The sequence below is a fragment of the Chryseobacterium sp. GTID13 genome (assembly GCF_056172655.1).
This window is the reverse complement of record NZ_JAOCMB010000002.1, coordinates 1,039,179-1,056,787: the sequence shown is the minus strand read 5'-3', so window position 1 is coordinate 1,056,787 and position 17,609 is coordinate 1,039,179. Positions and strand designations below refer to the sequence as shown.

The 17,609-nt window shown below is 37.9% G+C and carries 16 protein-coding genes and 1 pseudogene; 8 read left to right on the top strand and 9 right to left on the bottom strand.

Annotation, left to right across the window (positions count from 1 at the left end):
• Positions 1–8: 8 nt before the first annotated feature.
• The 9 genes and pseudogenes from N4G44_RS05310 to N4G44_RS05270 form a co-directional block, all read right to left on the bottom strand.
• Positions 9–1,178, bottom strand: a complete 1,170-nt coding sequence (locus tag N4G44_RS05310) for a 3-hydroxyacyl-CoA dehydrogenase NAD-binding domain-containing protein (RefSeq protein WP_474924940.1) — start codon at positions 1,176–1,178, stop codon at positions 9–11.
• Between the two features lie 126 nt (positions 1,179–1,304).
• Positions 1,305–2,105 (bottom strand): enoyl-CoA hydratase/isomerase family protein, encoded by an 801-nt coding sequence (locus N4G44_RS05305; protein ID WP_474924939.1) that lies wholly within the window; start codon positions 2,103–2,105, stop codon positions 1,305–1,307.
• Between the two features lie 224 nt (positions 2,106–2,329).
• Positions 2,330–2,793: pseudogene (paaD, locus tag N4G44_RS05300) on the bottom strand (1,2-phenylacetyl-CoA epoxidase subunit PaaD).
• Between the two features lie 81 nt (positions 2,794–2,874).
• Positions 2,875–3,624, bottom strand: coding sequence for a 1,2-phenylacetyl-CoA epoxidase subunit PaaC (gene paaC / locus N4G44_RS05295; RefSeq protein WP_474924938.1), 750 nt, complete (start codon positions 3,622–3,624; stop codon positions 2,875–2,877).
• Between the two features lie 87 nt (positions 3,625–3,711).
• The gene (paaB, locus tag N4G44_RS05290; RefSeq protein ID WP_260540475.1) at positions 3,712–3,993 is read right to left on the bottom strand and encodes a 1,2-phenylacetyl-CoA epoxidase subunit PaaB; all 282 of its coding nucleotides are present in this window, start codon (positions 3,991–3,993) and stop codon (positions 3,712–3,714) included.
• A gap of 387 nt (positions 3,994–4,380) precedes the next feature.
• On the bottom strand, positions 4,381–5,322 hold the full coding sequence (gene paaA / locus N4G44_RS05285) for a 1,2-phenylacetyl-CoA epoxidase subunit PaaA (RefSeq protein WP_474924937.1): 942 nt from the start codon (positions 5,320–5,322) through the stop codon (positions 4,381–4,383).
• A 74-nt stretch (positions 5,323–5,396) separates the two neighbouring features.
• Positions 5,397–6,482: a 2Fe-2S iron-sulfur cluster-binding protein gene (locus N4G44_RS05280; RefSeq protein WP_474924936.1), complete on the bottom strand. Its 1,086-nt coding sequence runs from the start codon at positions 6,480–6,482 to the stop codon at positions 5,397–5,399.
• Positions 6,482–7,798 (bottom strand): phenylacetate--CoA ligase family protein, encoded by a 1,317-nt coding sequence (locus N4G44_RS05275; RefSeq protein WP_474924935.1) that lies wholly within the window; start codon positions 7,796–7,798, stop codon positions 6,482–6,484. Before N4G44_RS05275 ends, N4G44_RS05280 begins: the two co-directional genes overlap by 1 nt.
• Positions 7,799–7,959: 161 nt before the next feature.
• The gene (locus N4G44_RS05270; RefSeq protein WP_474924934.1) at positions 7,960–8,535 is read right to left on the bottom strand and encodes a TetR/AcrR family transcriptional regulator; all 576 of its coding nucleotides are present in this window, start codon (positions 8,533–8,535) and stop codon (positions 7,960–7,962) included.
• 466 nt (positions 8,536–9,001) lie between these two features.
• Here N4G44_RS05270 and clpB point away from each other — a divergent pair, with 466 nt between their 5' ends.
• The 8 genes from clpB to N4G44_RS05230 all read left to right on the top strand — a co-directional run bounded on the left by clpB (position 9,002) and on the right by N4G44_RS05230 (position 17,559).
• Positions 9,002–11,596, top strand: a complete 2,595-nt coding sequence (gene clpB / locus N4G44_RS05265; protein ID WP_474924933.1) for an ATP-dependent chaperone ClpB — start codon at positions 9,002–9,004, stop codon at positions 11,594–11,596.
• Between the two features lie 333 nt (positions 11,597–11,929).
• Positions 11,930–12,082, top strand: a complete 153-nt coding sequence (locus N4G44_RS05260; protein WP_474924932.1) for a hypothetical protein — start codon at positions 11,930–11,932, stop codon at positions 12,080–12,082.
• Positions 12,083–12,260: 178 nt separating this feature from the next.
• Positions 12,261–12,803: a hypothetical protein gene (locus N4G44_RS05255; protein WP_474924931.1), complete on the top strand. Its 543-nt coding sequence runs from the start codon at positions 12,261–12,263 to the stop codon at positions 12,801–12,803.
• Positions 12,804–12,826: 23 nt separating this feature from the next.
• Complete coding sequence (locus tag N4G44_RS05250; protein WP_474924929.1) at positions 12,827–13,483, top strand: hypothetical protein; 657 nt, start codon at positions 12,827–12,829, stop codon at positions 13,481–13,483.
• Complete coding sequence (locus N4G44_RS05245; RefSeq protein ID WP_474924927.1) at positions 13,453–14,238, top strand: sensor histidine kinase; 786 nt, start codon at positions 13,453–13,455, stop codon at positions 14,236–14,238. Before N4G44_RS05250 ends, N4G44_RS05245 begins: the two co-directional genes overlap by 31 nt.
• Positions 14,235–14,876, top strand: a complete 642-nt coding sequence (locus tag N4G44_RS05240) for a response regulator (protein WP_474924925.1) — start codon at positions 14,235–14,237, stop codon at positions 14,874–14,876. The genes N4G44_RS05245 and N4G44_RS05240 overlap by 4 nt, the downstream gene beginning before the upstream one ends.
• A gap of 260 nt (positions 14,877–15,136) precedes the next feature.
• Positions 15,137–16,153 carry a zinc metalloprotease gene (locus N4G44_RS05235; RefSeq protein WP_474924921.1) on the top strand — a complete coding sequence of 339 codons (1,017 nt, stop codon included), beginning with the start codon at positions 15,137–15,139 and terminating at the stop codon, positions 16,151–16,153.
• A gap of 416 nt (positions 16,154–16,569) precedes the next feature.
• Positions 16,570–17,559, top strand: a complete 990-nt coding sequence (locus N4G44_RS05230; RefSeq protein WP_474924919.1) for a zinc metalloprotease — start codon at positions 16,570–16,572, stop codon at positions 17,557–17,559.
• The last annotated feature ends 50 nt before the right edge of the window (positions 17,560–17,609 follow it).

The window sequence follows — 17,609 nt, the reverse complement described above, 5'->3', positions numbered from 1 at the left end:
GCATATTCCTAATTCATTTTTTTAAGTAAAGGACTTTGTCTGTACCTTTCCTCCTGGTATTCTTCGTAAAGGTTTTGAAGGGTTTCGGAGATTTTTGAGTACCCTATTTCTTTACCCCAGGCTAATAGCCCTTTCGGATAGTTTACTCCTTTCTGCATCGCCAGTTCAATATCCTCATCGCTGGCAACACCTAATCTTTTGGCTTCTACTGCTTCATTAATCAACATTGAAATGATTCTTAAAAAGATCTGCTGATATAAGGCATCATCTTTCTGAGCTGCCGGATTTTCTGCATATTGACTGCCGTTGGTCGTCGAACCTCCTTTGTCGGTTTCAGTATAATTGTAGAAACCTTTTCCTGTCTTTCTGCCGTGAAGTTTGGCTTCGGACATTCTTTGCTGAAGAAGTGACGGTTTATACTTCGGATCGTAAAAATAATCTTTGTAAACGGTTGTTGTTACTGCAAAGTTCACATCAACACCAATCAAATCCATCAGTTCAAAAGGTCCCATTTTAAAGTTTCCAAGTGTTCTCATGGCTTCGTCCACCTGCTCAGGAGTTGCAATATTTTCTTCAACAATTCTCAAACCTTCACCATAGTAAGGACGGGCAATCCTGTTGACGATAAATCCGGGAATATCTTTAGCGATTACAGGCATTTTACCCCATTCTTTCATGAGGTTATACATTTTTTCAGCTAATGATTTTTCTGTAAGCAAAGATGGAATAATTTCAACCAAAGGCATTAATGGAGCCGGATTGAAGAAGTGGATTCCGATGAAACGTTCAGGTTTCTTTAATTCTGCACCGAGAGAGGTGATAGAAATGGATGATGTATTGGAACTGATGATACAGTCTTCGGAAACATAGGTTTCGAGCTCTGTAAATACTTTGGTTTTTATGTCTTTGTTTTCGATGATGGCTTCTATGATCAGTCCGCAATCTTTGAAGTCTTTCAATTCTGTAGCGATAGATATGTTAGCTAAAATTTCAACCATTTTCTCTGCCGAAATTTTCTGCTTGTCAACCAGTCTGGTTAATGTTTTTTCTAAACCTACAGTGGCTGTTTCTACCTGTTTTGGATTGGCATCATATACCCAGACTTTGCATCCGTTCGTGGCGGCTACTTGTGCAATGCCGATTCCCATAGTCCCAGCACCGATAATTCCTACGTTCATTTTATTTTTGTACAATGTATTTATGTAAAAAGTATTCATGTAAAAGGCTGGACAAAATGCATTCTTGGTTACTTTTAGATCGCATTAGTCATGAATACTTTTTACATGAATACATTAATACGAAATTTACTTCCCTTTATATTCAGGTTTTCTCTTCTGTAAAAAGGCATTTACACCTTCTATAAAATCTTCTGTTTCCGCGGCTTCCTGCTGTAGATCACCTTCCAGTTCAAGCTGTTCTTTCAATGTGTTGCTGTAAGACTGGGCAAAAGCTTTTTTGGTTAATTTAATGGCAGCAGTCGGCATATTTGACATTTTTTCAAGGATCTCCATGGATTTAGTAGCAAACTCTTCCTCTGTGAAAACCTCAGCAACCAAACCATAGGATTTGGATTCTTCAGCTGACAGCCTTTTTCCTGTAAATGCTAAGTAATTGGCTAATTGTCTTCCCAATAGTTTTGGTAAGAAATAAGTTCCCCCCGTATCAGGAATCAGTCCGATATTTGAAAATGCCTGGGCAAAATAGGACTTATCAACTGCCAAAACGAAGTCACAGATCAGGGCTAACATAGCTCCGGCACCAACTGCCGGACCGTTTACCAATGCCACAACCGGTTTCTTGCAATGGGTGATTTCTGTTACCAGAGGATTGTAGTAGTCCACTACAATTTTTCTGATGATATTGTTATCGTGGTGCTCATTGCCCTGCACAAAAGCATCATCCAGGTTCTGACCGGAGCAGAAAGCTCTTCCCCTTCCCGAAATGGCCACACATCTTACTGCTGGATCTTCGTTGCATTCTTTAATAAAATCTTTAAGATCCGATAAAGAAGGCTTAGTAAGCGCGTTCATAGTTTCTGGCTGATTGAGGTAAGCTATTTTCAGTTTCCCGTCAAAATGCGTTTCAATATCAAGTTGTGTATACATGGTTTTAAATTTAAAATTAAATGATTAAAAGAATTAAAAATTACACTGCTCTAATTTAACAATATAAAATAATCTAACAATCTATATAATGTAACAATCTAGCAGTTTAATTATGTAACAATAAGTAGTTATGCATAACATCAAAATAATTTAGCAATCTATTAGGATAACAGTGTAACAATTATTCTGGTAACCGGTACATTGGTATATTGTTACATTAATAATCAATGGCATTTAAAATAATCAAAAGGTTCCAGGCAGTCCAGACATTGGTAAGAAGCCTTACACAAGGTAGATCCGAATCTGCTGATCTGTTTTGAATTCATAGAGCCACAACGCGGACATTTTTTCGGTTTCCCGATGTGGTGCTCGTCTGCTCCTTTTTCAGGAGGTGTGATTCCGTAAGCACGGAGTTTTTCCTCGCTTCATCCGTCAGCCAATCTGTGGTCCATATGGGAAACATTTTGGTGACTACTTTGGCATCCCAGCCGTTTTCCTTCATGATTTTCATGATATCTTCCTCAATAGTAAACATGGCAGGACAGGCAGAGTAAGTAGGCGTTATGGTTACTTCGCAGGCATTCTCGCCTGTAACTTTTGCCTCTCTTACAATACCTAGTTCCACAACATTGATCACCGGAATTTCGGGATCGGGAACCTGGGATAGTATGTTTAATAAATCATTCATAAATAATAGATGTGATAATATGATGATTTGATAATGGGTTGATAATTTCACATCAACAAATCAAAACATCAACAAATTATCTTACCATGTACATCCCGGATAAGCTCTCTGCATATACTGAAGCTCACAAAGAATGTATCCGAAATATTCTGTATGATATCCTGTTCTGGATTTTGGCTGCATAAATGGATTTTCAGGGAATGCCAATCCATATTCCTGGAAATCTTTTGTTGTAATCGCTACAAATTCTTTGTATAATTCATCAACATCCGGAGCAATGTTTAAAGCAATTAAATCATCTTCTCCTTCCACTTTTGCGAACAAGCCTTTGGTATACTCCCAGATATTTTCAATAGCTTTTACCAAACGGCTTTTACTTTCTTCCGTTCCCTGGGCAAAAATTTTCATCCATGAAGAAGCATGGGTATAGTGGTATTTTACTTCTTTCAAAGATTTCTGGGCAAGAGCGGAAAGCTCTTCATCCGCAGAATGGGATAATGCTTCGTACATCAGTTTCTGGTATACAGAGAAAACATATACCTTAAGAATAGTTTGTGCATAATCTTCGTTGGGAAGTTCCACCCAGTGGGCATTCACATATTCGTGTTCGTATCTTAAAAATGCCAGGTCATCTTCACTTTTACCGTTATCGGCAACTCTTGAAGCATACTGATAGAAATTATTGGCCTGCCCGAGTTCATCCAGCGCAATATTCGTCAATGCAATATCTTCCTCCAGGTAGGGGCCTTCACCGCACCATTCGGATAATCTCTGCCCCATGATGAAACTGTCATCGGCAAATTTCAATAAATAATTATATAGTGGATTCATTATTTAATAGATTTCAGATTTCAGACATTAGATTTCAGATTGACAAAAGTCTTGTATCTGATATCTTGTATCTTGAAGTCTTATTAATTACATATTTTTTACGTCATTAGGAATATCGTAGAACGTAGGATGACGGTATAGTTTGTCATCTGCAGGATCGAAAAATGCATCCTGGTCCATCCCTTCCGAAGTCACAATATATTTACTTGGAACTACCCATACGCAGGTTCCTTCTTTTCTTCTTGTATAAACATCTCTTGCATTTTGCAAGGCCATTTCTGCTGTCGGTGCCTGAACTGTTCCGGCGTGTTTGTGAGATAATCCCGGTTTAGTCTGAATAAACACTTCCCACATATCTAATTGACTCATATCTTATTTTCTTTTAAATCCTTTTGGTGTTCCTAATTCTGCTTTATCATAAATATTCATATACAGATAAACGGTATCTTTTTTACCTTCATAGGTAACCCGATATTTATCAAGAAGTCCCATATCTCCGATTAATGCATTTTTAGTTTTAAAAGCACAGCAACTTCCCAGTCTGTCAAAACTGACTTCCTCCCCGTTGGGACCTGTTAATGATGATAAATATTCAATCGAGTTTACAGGGCTTAAATTGCCTACTTTAACCGGATTTTTTCTGAATATCCATAAGTATCATCAAAAACATTTGTTGCCGCAGATTGAGTACCGCATGCTATTAAAAATATTAAAGATGAAAAAAGGAATACCAATGTTCTTTTCATAATTTGATGGTTATTTTTCTACTGTTTTTGCACTTTTCTCAGCAAAAGCCACTGCTGCCTCTTTTACCCATGCATTTTCTCTTTGAGCTTTTCTTTTGGTCTCGATACGCTTTTTATTGGCAGGTCCATTTCCTTTAAGGATTTCCATGAATTCATCCCACGGAAGTTCCCCGAAATCGTAATGCTGTCTTTCCTCATTCCATTTCAGGTCTTTATCCGGAATTGTTAATCCTAAAAACTCAGCCTGAGAAACGGTAACGTCTATAAATCTCTGACGAAGACTGTCGTTACTTTCTCTTTTTACTCTATAGTTCATAGAGATTTTAGAGTTTGGCGAGCTATCGTCATTCGGGCCAAACATCATTAAAGCCGGCCACCAGAAACGGTTTAACGAAGCCTGAGCCATTTCTTTCTGCTGTTTGGTACCTCGGCAAAGCGCCATCAGAATTTCATAACCCTGTCTTTGGTGGAAAGATTCTTCTTTACAGATTCTCACCATCGCTCTTGAGTAAGGGCCGTAAGAATTTCCCATCAGCATTACCTGATTCATAATGGCAGCACCATCTACCAGCCAGCCGATAGCTCCAATATCCGCCCAGCTTAATGTAGGATAATTGAAAATACTTGAATATTTAGCTTTACCGGAAAGCATATCATCATAAGTTGCATCCCTGTCCGCTCTGATGGTTCCATTTCCTAGGGTTTCAGTAGCCGCATAAAGGTATAGACCATGTCCCGCTTCATCCTGAACTTTTGCCAAAAGAGCCATTTTTCTTCTTAATGAAGGAGCTCTTGAGATCCAGTTGGCTTCCGGCAGCATTCCTACAATCTCAGAATGGGCATGCTGTGAGATCTGTCTTACCAAAAGTTTTCTGTAATCATCAGGCATGATATCCTTTGGCTCTACTTTATTTTCTTCGTGAACGTATTGAACAAATTTTTCTAAGTCCATTTCTTTTGTTTTTGTAAAATGTAAAAAGTATTAATGTATTCATGAATACATTTTACATCAAGTCATTAATACAATTAAACGTCATAATTAAGCATCACCACATTCGTAGTCGGGTGACATTGACATGTCAGAACATAACCTCTGGCTACTTCTTCTTCGGTAAGCGCAAAATTCTTTTCCATGAAAACTTCTCCTTCCAGAACTTCTGCTTTACACGTACAGCACACTCCTCCTTTACATGCGAAAGGCACAGGAAGATTGTCTTTTAATGCTTTATCTAAGATACTTTCTTTTTTGGAATTCAGGTGGAACGAATACTCATCGTCATCAATGATCACCGTTACCATACTTTCAATATTGGCTATCGCTTTGAATTCTTCACTCATTTCCTCCGAATTTTCTTCATCGGGAGCTGTAAAATATTCAAACAATACCTGGATAGCAGGTACTTTTTTATCTTTTTTCAGATAATCTGCAATTCCTTTGATCATTTCTGCAGGTCCGCAAATAAAATAAGTAGCCTCTTTTACATCAATATCAGTATATCTTTCAAACAGCTGCTCCAGCTTTTCAGCAGAAATTCTTCCTTCGAATACAGGATCTTCATGTTTTTCACGGCTTACCAGATAGATTACTTTTAGTCTTCCGTTGAACTGCTCAACCAATTTATCAATTTCAGACCTCTTCATTACATGATTCATGCTTCTGTTGCTGTAGAACAGATAAGCAGAGCTGTTGGGCTCCTGATAAAGGCTTTCCTTAATATTGGACAAAACCGGGCTGATACCGCTTCCCGCTGCCAAACCTACATAGGTTTTCACATTGCTGGGATGGTAAGAAGTATTGAAACCACCCATCGGAGGCATTACTTCCAGCACTTCATCCATATGAAGGTGCTCATTAAAATATCCCGAAACTTTTCCACCCTCCAAAAGCTTAACCAGTACTTCCAGTGTATTGCTTTTTTCACTCGGAGCGTTGCAGATAGAGTAAGAACGTCTTTCCTCATTCCCGTCGATCATCATCCGGAAATTAAGATACTGTCCCTGCTTGAACCTGAATTTATCCTTCAGCTCCTCAGGAATTTCCACTGCTACGTTTACCGCATCAGAGGTATCTTTCTGAACTTTTACCGTTTTAAGTTTATAAAATGAATTCATTATTTTTTTAGTATTCTATTAATTTTTCCGCCTTCGCACTTTGGCAGGCTGTCCTGAGCATGAATTTTTACTTTCGTGGTAATCCCTACCCTCTTTTTGATTTCGTTTTCTATGTTTTTTCCAAAGCTGCCGACAAAATTAAAATAATCATCGGTATCAGCATCTATTTTTTGTGTTTTCACAAATTCATCATCAATTTCCACATCAATATCCAATGCTACACACATCTGTTCTTTTTCAACAGGGGTCAGGTAGTAGTTCGGAACCACTCCTTTTACATGGGAAAATGCTTCTTCAATCTGGCTTGGATAAACATTTACCCCTCTTACGATCAGCATATCATCTACACGACCTTTGATGGGTCTCATTTTCACCATGCTTCTCTTGGCATTTTCATCATAATAGAGACTTGTAATGTCATTCGTCCAATAGCGTAAAAGCGGCATTGCTTTTTTGGTTAAAGTGGTAATCACCAAAACACCTTCTTCTCCAAATGGAACGGGTTGTTTGGTAACCGGGTCCAGGATTTCCGGATAAAAATGATCTTCCCAGATGTAAGCCCCTCCTTTCTCCTCAAAATCTTCCATGGATACTCCGGGACCGATGATCTCGCTTAACCCATAGATATTGGTTGCATGAAGCCCTAATCTTTCTTCAATATGACTCCTGATGATTTCTGTCCAGGGCTCTGAACCCAAAACAGCATATTTAAGACTGATTTCATCTGCCGAAATTCCTCTGTTGGCAAATTCATCAGCAATCGTCAAAGCATAAGACGGTGAACAGCAAATGACTTCAGGTTTAAAATCAAGAATCAGATCAACCTGTCTGGCTGTCATCCCTCCGGAAATCGGAAGTACACTCATTCCTAATTTTTCCGCCCCGTAATGAAGTCCTAATCCTCCGGTAAAAATTCCGTATCCGTAGGCATTGTGCAGCTGCATTCCCGGCCTAGCCCCTGCTGCATATAATGATCTGGCAACTACTTCACTAAAAAGATCAACATCTTCTTTGGTGTAACCTACCACGGTAGGCTTTCCCGTTGTTCCGCTGGAGCAGTGAATCCTCTGCAGCTCATTCTTCGGAACTGTAAACAATCCGAACGGATAGTTATCTCTCAGATCCTGTTTGTAAGTAATAGGAAGTTTCGTGATATCTTCAATTGACCTTATATCCTGTGGAGATATTCCCGATTCATTAAATTTCCCTCTATAAAATTCCGATCTCTCTCCAAGATAGCCGACCAAATTTGTCAACCGGTCAGACTGGAGCTGTCTCAACTGGTCGAGCTTTACATATTCAACTGAAAAATCCATATTCAACTAACTAACATTTGTTAGGTGTAAATTTAAAAAGAATTTCTATGCTGGCAAAATTTTTATGACTTTTGTCACATTTTGAATGATTCTAAATAACTTCAGCATGGACATGGCGAAAAGGTAAAATCGCAAAAAGGCCAATTTGCTTTAGGGGATTGCTATTTTTGGTTTCCTAATAAGCCGTAAAGGAGCTTAGCACGGATTTCATCAGTAATTTCAGAGGTAGATTCTGTATTTCTTTTGAACCAGAAATAAGAGTTGTTCAGGGTGTGAAGAATAAATCTTGTCGTAAAGGTAGGTGATTTCAGTTCCCAGTTTTCGGCTTTATAAATCTCGGAAATTAACTGCTCCACTTCTTCCTGGTAGTTTTTTCTAAGCTCAATAAATTCGGGAAGTCTTTCTTCCAGATGTTTCCATTCATTGGAATAAATATGGGTAACATCCCTGTTCTGAAGAACAACGGATAAGTGTTTATCTAAAAATAAATTGAGCTTATCTTTTGGCGCAATGTCTGTATTTTTTACTTCCTGGAGTTCATCAAAAAATTCCTGTGCGATACCAAAACAGATCCATTCAAGAATTTCTTCTTTTGAACGGATATGGGCATACAGTGACGCAGCTTTTATATTAAGCTTTGTAGCCAGGTCCCGAACCGAGCTGCCCATATAACCTTTCTCTTTGAAAAGTTCTACGGCTACGTCTAAAATTTTCCTTTGTTTTTCTTTAAGCTCCATCTGGTAAAATGCAAAAGTAATTATTCTGGGATAAATAAGTTGAATTAACCTTATGATTTTAAACACAGAGGCGGGAGTTTTGTAGAACCACCCCGTAAAATCTGTGATTTGCCATCCCTCCAGTGGAGGGGAATTTTAAGTTAAGCTGATGTAAAGAGGTCGTCTGAAACTATTTTTTCTTCGTTTTACAATTTTGCGTTCTTCAATCTGACGGTTTTTCCATTATTTTAAACCAAATATGAAAGAACCGGAAAATTTGTCAAGTTAATTTATCGTTAAAAATAGATAATCCGGAAAATTTGTCCGTATTTTTTGTAAATTTAATAATTGAACGGTTTTTGAAATAAAGTAACCGATTAAATGATTAAATAATTGATGGCATTAGGAAACCGGGCCTTAAAATTTGGTTTCTTGATGTCTTTTTAAAACTGAACCAAAACAAAATATTATACAAAATATAAAGAATATGAACTTAAACCAATATACTGTAAAATCACAAGAAGCCATCCAAGCAGCACAGCAGACTGCTATGGAATTTGGCAACCAGAGTATTGAGCCGCAACATATACTTGAAGGTATTTTTCAGGTAGATGAAAATATTTCGCCTTTCCTATTAAAAAAGTCTGAGGCAGATGCAAGCCTGGTTAGGGAGCGAAACAGAGAAAATATTGAAAAGCTTCCAAAAGTTCAGGGAGGAAATATTTACCTCTCTCAATCAGCCAACAAAGTTTTGCTGGATGCCCCGAATATCGCCAAAAAAATGGGTGACGAATACGTAACGATCGAGCATTTATGGTTATCATTACTGGACACCAGTTCCGAAGTATCCAAAATGCTGAAAGATATGGGGGTCACCAAAAGTCTTCTGGAAGGTGCCATTAAAGAATTAAGAAAAGGAAGTAAGGCAACCTCTGCAAGCTCAGAGGAAACTTACCAGTCTTTAAATAAATATGCTAAAAACTTCAACGAATTAGCAGCGGAAGGAAAGCTGGATCCGGTGATCGGGCGTGATGAAGAGATCAGAAGGGTGCTGCAGATTCTTTCGAGAAGAACAAAAAACAACCCGATCCTTATCGGGGAGCCCGGTGTAGGTAAAACCGCAATTGCAGAAGGTATTGCACACCGTATTATTTCAGGGGATATTCCTGAAAATTTGATGGACAAGACTTTATATTCACTGGACATGGGTGCTCTGATTGCCGGAGCTAAATATAAAGGTGAGTTTGAGGAGCGTCTGAAATCTGTAGTGAATGAAGTGATCAAATCTGAAGGACAGATCATTCTTTTTATCGACGAGATCCACACTTTGGTGGGAGCAGGAGGCGGTGAAGGAGCTATGGATGCTGCAAACATTCTTAAACCGGCTTTGGCAAGAGGTGAATTAAGAGCGATTGGTGCCACCACTTTGAATGAATATCAGAAGTATTTTGAAAAGGATAAAGCATTGGAACGACGTTTCCAGAAAGTAATGGTGGAAGAACCGGATACAGAATCTGCGATTTCCATTCTGCGTGGTATTAAGGATAAATACGAGGCTCACCACAAAGTAAGAATCAAAGATGAAGCGATCATTGCTGCGGTGGAAATGTCCCAGAGATATATTTCGGACCGTTTCTTACCGGATAAGGCCATTGACCTTATTGATGAAGCTTCTGCAAAATTAAGGATGGAGATCAATTCGAAACCGGAAGAGCTGGATGTCCTGGACAGAAGATTAATGCAGCTGGAAATTGAGTTGGCCGCCATTTCGAGAGAAGGCAACCAGACGAAGATTGATCATGTAAAGGAAGATATCGCTAAAATTTCAGAGGAAAGAAATGAGATCAATGCGAAATGGCTTAAAGAGAAACAGAAATCTGAGGATTTAACTCAGCTTAAAAAAGATATTGAGTCTTTGAAACTCGAAGCAGAAAAGGCTTCAAGAGCAGGAGACTACGCAAAAGTAGCAGAAATCCAGTACGGAAAAATTAAGGAGAAAGAAGATGCTTTGCAAAAACTGGAACTGGAGATGCAAAATCATCAGAATGAATTGATTAAGGAGGAAGTTACTGCTGAAAACATTTCTGAAGTTATTGCTAAATGGACAGGAATTCCTGTAACCAAACTTCTTCAGTCCGAAAGAGAAAAACTGCTGAATCTTGAAACGGAGCTCCACCACCGCGTGGTTGGACAGGATGAAGCTATCGGAGCCGTTGCAGATGCAATCAGAAGAAACAGAGCGGGATTAAGTGATGAGAAAAAACCTATCGGGTCTTTCTTATTCTTAGGAACAACAGGTGTCGGTAAAACAGAGCTTGCGAAAGCACTGGCGGAATATCTATTCGACGATGAGAATAATATGACGAGAATCGACATGAGTGAATATCAGGAAAGACACAGTGTATCCAGACTGGTTGGAGCTCCTCCGGGATATGTGGGTTATGATGAAGGCGGACAGCTGACAGAAGCGGTAAGAAGAAGACCTTATTCCGTAGTTCTGCTTGATGAGATTGAAAAAGCACACCCTGATGTTTTCAATACATTGCTTCAGGTTCTGGATGACGGACGTCTGACAGATAATAAAGGACGTGTAGTGAATTTCAAGAATTCGATTATTATCATGACTTCGAATTTAGGTTCACATCTGATCCAGGAGAACTTTGAAAATATTACGGACGAAAATCAGGATGAGATCGTCGACAAAACCAAGGATGAAGTTTTCGATCTTCTGAAACAGACCTTACGACCTGAATTCCTGAACAGAATAGATGAAGTGGTATTGTTCCAGCCTTTGAGCAGAAAAGAAATCGGAAAAATTGTTCAGTATCAGCTGAGAGGTTTCAATGATATGCTGGCCAAACGCAACATTATCATGACTGCCACTCAGGATGCAATAGATTACCTGATGAATAAAGGATATGATCCTTCTTTCGGAGCGAGACCACTGAAAAGAGTGATCCAACAGGAAGTTTTAAATAAATTATCCAAAGAGATCCTTGCAGGAAAAGTAAATGACGGCGACAGGATTGCCCTGGATTATTTCGAAGAGACCGGTTTGGTTTTCAGACCGGCAGATCAATAAGTAGTTTTTTTCATATATATTATTTTTGTAAGTAAGTGGTGCAGCCCAATCTGCATCACTTATTTTTTTGAAGATTAAATTTATCCAAATCTTGTGAAATATTTGTACATTTATATCTCATCAAATTATAACTAAAACAAAATCAGTATGAAAAAGTTAAAAAGAAATGCACTAAAAACCATTTTAGGCGGAAAAAAGATTGCAGATGCATAACAATAACTTATTCTGACGGCTCTGTAAGCAGCAACTGCGTTACAGAATACTGTACTGAAATAAGCCTTGCCTGTGCACAGACAGAATGTCAACCAGTTCTTGAACTTTAAAAATGAATTTATGAAAAAGTTAAAAAGAAATGATTTAAAGAAAATCAGCGGCGGTGCCTCTGCTGAAATAGTAGAGTGCGATATCGACATGAACTGTCCTGCAGGTTTATGCTGCTCAACAGGGAATATCTGCAGAGATCCCAGAAGATACCCTTGCATTTAAGAGAAGTAAACTCCATAAAGTATGTAACCCTCAGTGTACCTGAGGGTTTTATCATTTTATAAACTAATGCACAATCCGTAAAAACACGGAAAATAAACAGGAAAAAACACATCAGTTTACTGCTTATTTTTTACGAAATTTGCACTACTAACTAACATTCTTTTATAAAACTAACGTTATGGAAACAAAACCTACTTTTGAGAGTGGATCACTTGGAGCTGTTTTAGCTGCCAATACTATCGCCTCTGATCTTGTTCAGAAACTGATAGACAACTACAGAAATAACCAGATGCAGGCTGTGAATAAAGAATTAGGAATTACCGATTCCCACGCGATCTGGTTTGACCTTCCCAAACTTAAAAAATTCATTGCCTGTATAGAAAATGAAGCGCAAAAAGTAAATCCCGGAGTTTCTGAAGAAGATTTAGGCATCAGGTTTTATTATGCAGCCTATCCAAAAGCTGAAGACTGGGCTATTATGGAAAGCCATCCTGTAGAGTTGGAATATGCAGAAAGGCATACCCTGGTGATGATTCCTACCCTGAAAAAAGCAGATGAGAACGGGGAAATGCTTAATTATGACTTTTGTCCTTCAAATGCCGGATCCTCATTAGCCATGGCATCGAAAAACGGCGAGAGCCTTTCTCCGGAAACAATTGCTGAAAACCATGGAGCCCTGTCCCCTCCGGAAAACCCAAAGGTTGAGCAATTTTCTAATTAAAATAACCAATTTTCACAACACACATGACTGATTTTCAGAATATACTTCAACAATCTTTAATCTGGGCCGAAGGTCTCGCTGCCATAATATCAATTATTTACTTTAACAGCAGTAAAGAAAGACACTGGAAGTATTTTTCCCTTTATCTTGTCCTCATGTTCCTGTGTGAAGTAATGGGAAAATGGGGACATTTATTGATAGAATATGACAAGCCCAAGTTTTACAACTATTTTGTTATCCCTGTTGAGTTTCTTTTCTTTTATTGGCTTTATGCTTCTAAATCATTAGGGAAACCAAAACTGTTCTATTTTTTGTCGCTGTTATATCTGTTATCATTTCTCCCAAGTGAATCTTTCTTTACCTCCAAAAAAATAATTTTCTCTTTTAATTATACTTTTGGATGTTTAATACTCATGGTACTCGTTATTATGGAATATTATAAGCAGATCAACTCTTCCGATATTCTGAATTTCAGCAGGAACAAAATGTTTTATATTAATCTGGGAGTCACCTTATTTTATATAGGAACTCTTCCTTTCTGGACATTTTTTACTCTTATAAAAAATTACAGAGAAATTTATAATGTTTATTTTTCCTATTTTCTGATATCAGGGATCATTATGTATTTATTATTCTCAATTTCATTCATATGGGGAAAACAGAGCTCTTCACAACCTTAATCTTATTCAATATCTTCTTTGTATTGTTTGTTATCGCTGTAATGGTATATATCCGCAAATACAAACAACGCAAAAGAGAGTACATGAATGAAATTGAAGTAAAAAACGAGATTCACAAGCGTGAGCTCCTCGCCACACAGCTTGAAATTCAGCAGGCTACCATGCAGCAGATAGGCCGAGAGCTTCATGACAATATCGGACAGAAACTGACGCTGGTAAGCCTTTACACCCAACAGCTTCTCTACGAAAACAGAGTTCCCGAGGTGAGCGAAAGGATCGACCAGGTATCCCAGATCATAAACCAATCGCTCCAGGATCTCAGAAGTCTTTCAAAAACCCTGACAGACGACAATATAAACCAAAAGGAAATTGTAACTTTGATTCAGGAAGAGGTAGACAATACAAATACGTTTAAAAGGTGCCAGGTGACTTTTGAACATAATTTCAGGCAGCTTGATCTGAGCTTTGTACACAAAAATGTACTGCTCAGGATTACCCAGGAATTTATCCAGAACAGCATCAAGCATGCCAACTGCAAGAATATCCTGATCAAACTGAATACGTCTGAAGATATACTTTGGGAGCTGAACCTTCAAGATGACGGTATTGGATTTGACAGCGATACAATAAAATCAAACGGCATAGGCCTGACCAATATGAAAAACAGAGCAGCCATCATAGGAGCCGATTTCACCCTTGAAAGTCAGGAAAATACCGGCACTTCACTTCATATTATTTTAAAGAAACAGCCATGAAAAAAACAATAGTGATTGTTGATGATCACGTACTTATAGCCAAAGCACTGGAAGGAATTATTGATAATTTTAATGAATTTGAAGTAATCTATGTGTGTGAGAATGGAAAAGACCTTATCCAGAAATTTGAAGACAACGGTAAAATCCCGGATATTGTTCTGCTGGACATCAGCATGCCTATTATGGACGGCTTTGAAACTGCCGCCTGGCTTACGCTGCACCATCCGGACATCAAAGTAATGGCGCTCAGTATGCAGGGAGACGACAACAGCGTTATTAAAATGATCAAAAACGGGGCAAAAGGATATTTACTGAAAAACACCCATCCGAAGGATCTGGAAACTGCTCTCACAAAATTAAATTCCGATGGATTCTTTTATCCGGAATGGGCATCAAAAATTATATTCTCTAACCTGAACAAAGAAAAAGAAGCAGAAAATGCCGTAAGAATATCCGACCGCGAAAAAGAATTCCTGAAATACACCGTTACTGAGCTAAGTTATAAGGAAATTGCCGACAAAATGTGCTGCAGTCCGAGAACGGTGGAAAGCTACAGGGATCAGCTTTGTGATAAGCTTGATCTTAAAACACGGGTTGGTCTGGCTGTTTTTGCCATTAAGAATGGCTTTGCTGGTTGATCAAAGACAGAAAATGAAATTAAAAATATAAATCAATTTAGATATATCACCTGATTATTTTAAACAAAACTATAATTAACTATAAAATATTTTAAACACACATTAGTGATATGATTAAAATTCAACCAAAATACATAAAAATCGAATAATATTCAATATTAAAGGGCTTTGAATGAAAAATATTCAAATATTTGCAAAAATATTTTGTTTATTAATTTTTTATAATATAAATTTGGGGACCAAACCATTTATAATTTATTATGAAAAAACTACTATTCGGAGCTCTCGTTCTGAGCTTCATGTCAGCTTGTAACAGTGATAATATTTCAAGCCAGGAGGAAATATCCCAGGATGCGGCTGCTCCCACAGGAATCACCAATGCAAAAAGAGGTTGTCCTTCCGACCTTATAAGAGAGAAGAAACTTCAGAATGATCCGGCACTGAGAGCCAGATTTGAAGCCAATGAATTACAATCTGAAAAGTTTTCAAGGGATTTAACAATGGGCAAGGTACTTGCCGACGGAACTGTTGAAATACCGGTTGTCTTTAATGTAATCTACAACACTTCCACACAGAACATTTCTGATGCAAGAATTGCAGAACAGATCGCAGTACTGAATGCAGATTATGGAGCAACCAACACGGATATTAATAAAATACCAGCAGCATTTCAGCCCGTTGCCGCCGGGAACGTTAAAATCAGCTTCAAACTGGTAGCAACCAACCGTAAACAATACACAAAAACAGGCTGGAGATCTGATCTGGAAGAAATGAAGAAAGCCTCTACAGGAGGGATTGACGCCACTGATCCTACTAAAAACCTTAACATCTGGGTGGTTAATTCTATCCTTGATGAGAGCAACCAGCCGGGAACCCTTGGATATGCCTACTATCCTGAATCTGCAGGATTATGGTATGATGGTCTTGTAATAGGTTACCAATATATTGGAAAAACTGGTGCCTCAGCTCCGTTTAACTTAGGAAGAACCGTTACGCACGAAGTAGGTCATTACCTGAACTTGCCTCACCTTTGGGGATCTTCCGATACAGGCTGCCAGACAGATTACTCTAATGACACTCCTGTTTCTCCGGGTCCTAACTTCGGTACTCCTACTTATCCTTTAAACAGAGTTTGCGGAGGAGTAAGCCGTTCCCAAATGTTTATGAACTATATGGATTACGTAGATGACAAAGCTATGTTCATGTTCTCTGCCAATCAGAAAACAAGAATGCAAGCCGTAGTAGCTGCAGGCGGACCAAGAGCCGGATTAAGATAATCAATATTCAAATTAACTTAAATAGGAGCCTGAAGTTTTTTCTTCAGGCTCTTTTTACGATCAGTATTTTTAAGGCTTTGATCTATTAAGACAAAATGATAAATGCAAAAGGAAAATGTTTTGACTCAAGAAATTTGAGTTTAAAAATCACCATTCGGATCTTCATCAATAGCAAACCAAACAACCTATTTACAACTCTGAAAAATTAAAATTTTACTATAAATTTTAAAAATATCAAATTATTTTTCATACAATTTTTAAATTAGCATAAAATCAAAGAAAAGCAAAATAAACAAATAAAACAATAATGAATCGAATCAAAAATTATCACATCTATAATAAAAATTAAAAAAAATTTGCATAATAATTTTTAATCATATAAATTCACAATCTGAAACTATACAAAATAACAACTTATGAAAAAACTATTATTGGGAGCCGTTGTATTAGGCTTTCTGTCGGCTTGTAACAGCGACAACATGTCAAACCAAAATGAAAATCCTGCAAATGAGGATGTAACTACAGCTAATATGTCAAAAAGAGGCTGTGCATCTGAAGAAGTAAGACAGGAAGCATTAAAAAACAATGCTGAACTTAGACAAAGGTTCGTTGAATTAGAAGCTAATACAGAAAAATTTGCAAATGACTTAAAAGTGGGGAAAGTACTAGCAGATGGTACTGTAGAAATTCCGGTTATTGTTAATGTATTATATAGAACTGCCGCAGAAAACATTTCTGATGCCCAGATTCAATCTCAAATCAATACATTAAATGCAGATTACTCTGCTACTAATAGTGATATTAATAAAATTCCAGCAGAATTTGCTTCTACTGCTGCAGGTAATATCGGTGTTAAATTCCGATTAGTAACGGTTAACAGAAAAGCCACGACTGTAAGAAGCTGGAAAACAAATGATGCCATGAAAAAAACATCAACTAAAGGAATAGATGCTACTGATCCTACCCATTATTTTAACATATGGGTAGTTAGTGATATGGCAGGAATACTTGGCTATGCAACATTTCCAGAATCTGCAGGACTTTGGAATGATGGGGTAGTAATTGCAGCTAAATATTTCGGAAATACATCGTCTGCACCTTATGACTTGGGAAGAACTGCTACTCATGAAGTAGGACATTATCTGAATCTTAGACACATTTGGGGAGATGCTAATTGTGGAAACGATTTAGTAACAGACACTCCTACACAAACAGGTGCTAATTATGGAAAACCTACTTATCCATTATACAACACTTGTAGTGGAGTTCAAAGATCTGTTATGTTCATGAATTATATGGATTATGTGGATGATGCGGCAATGTTCATGTTCTCTTCCGGACAAAAAACTAGAATGCAATCTGTAGTAGCTTCTACAGGAGCAAGAGCTGGATTAAGAATTAATTAATAACAATTTGATTTCAATAAAAAGCGCCTGAATTTTCAATTCAGGCGCTT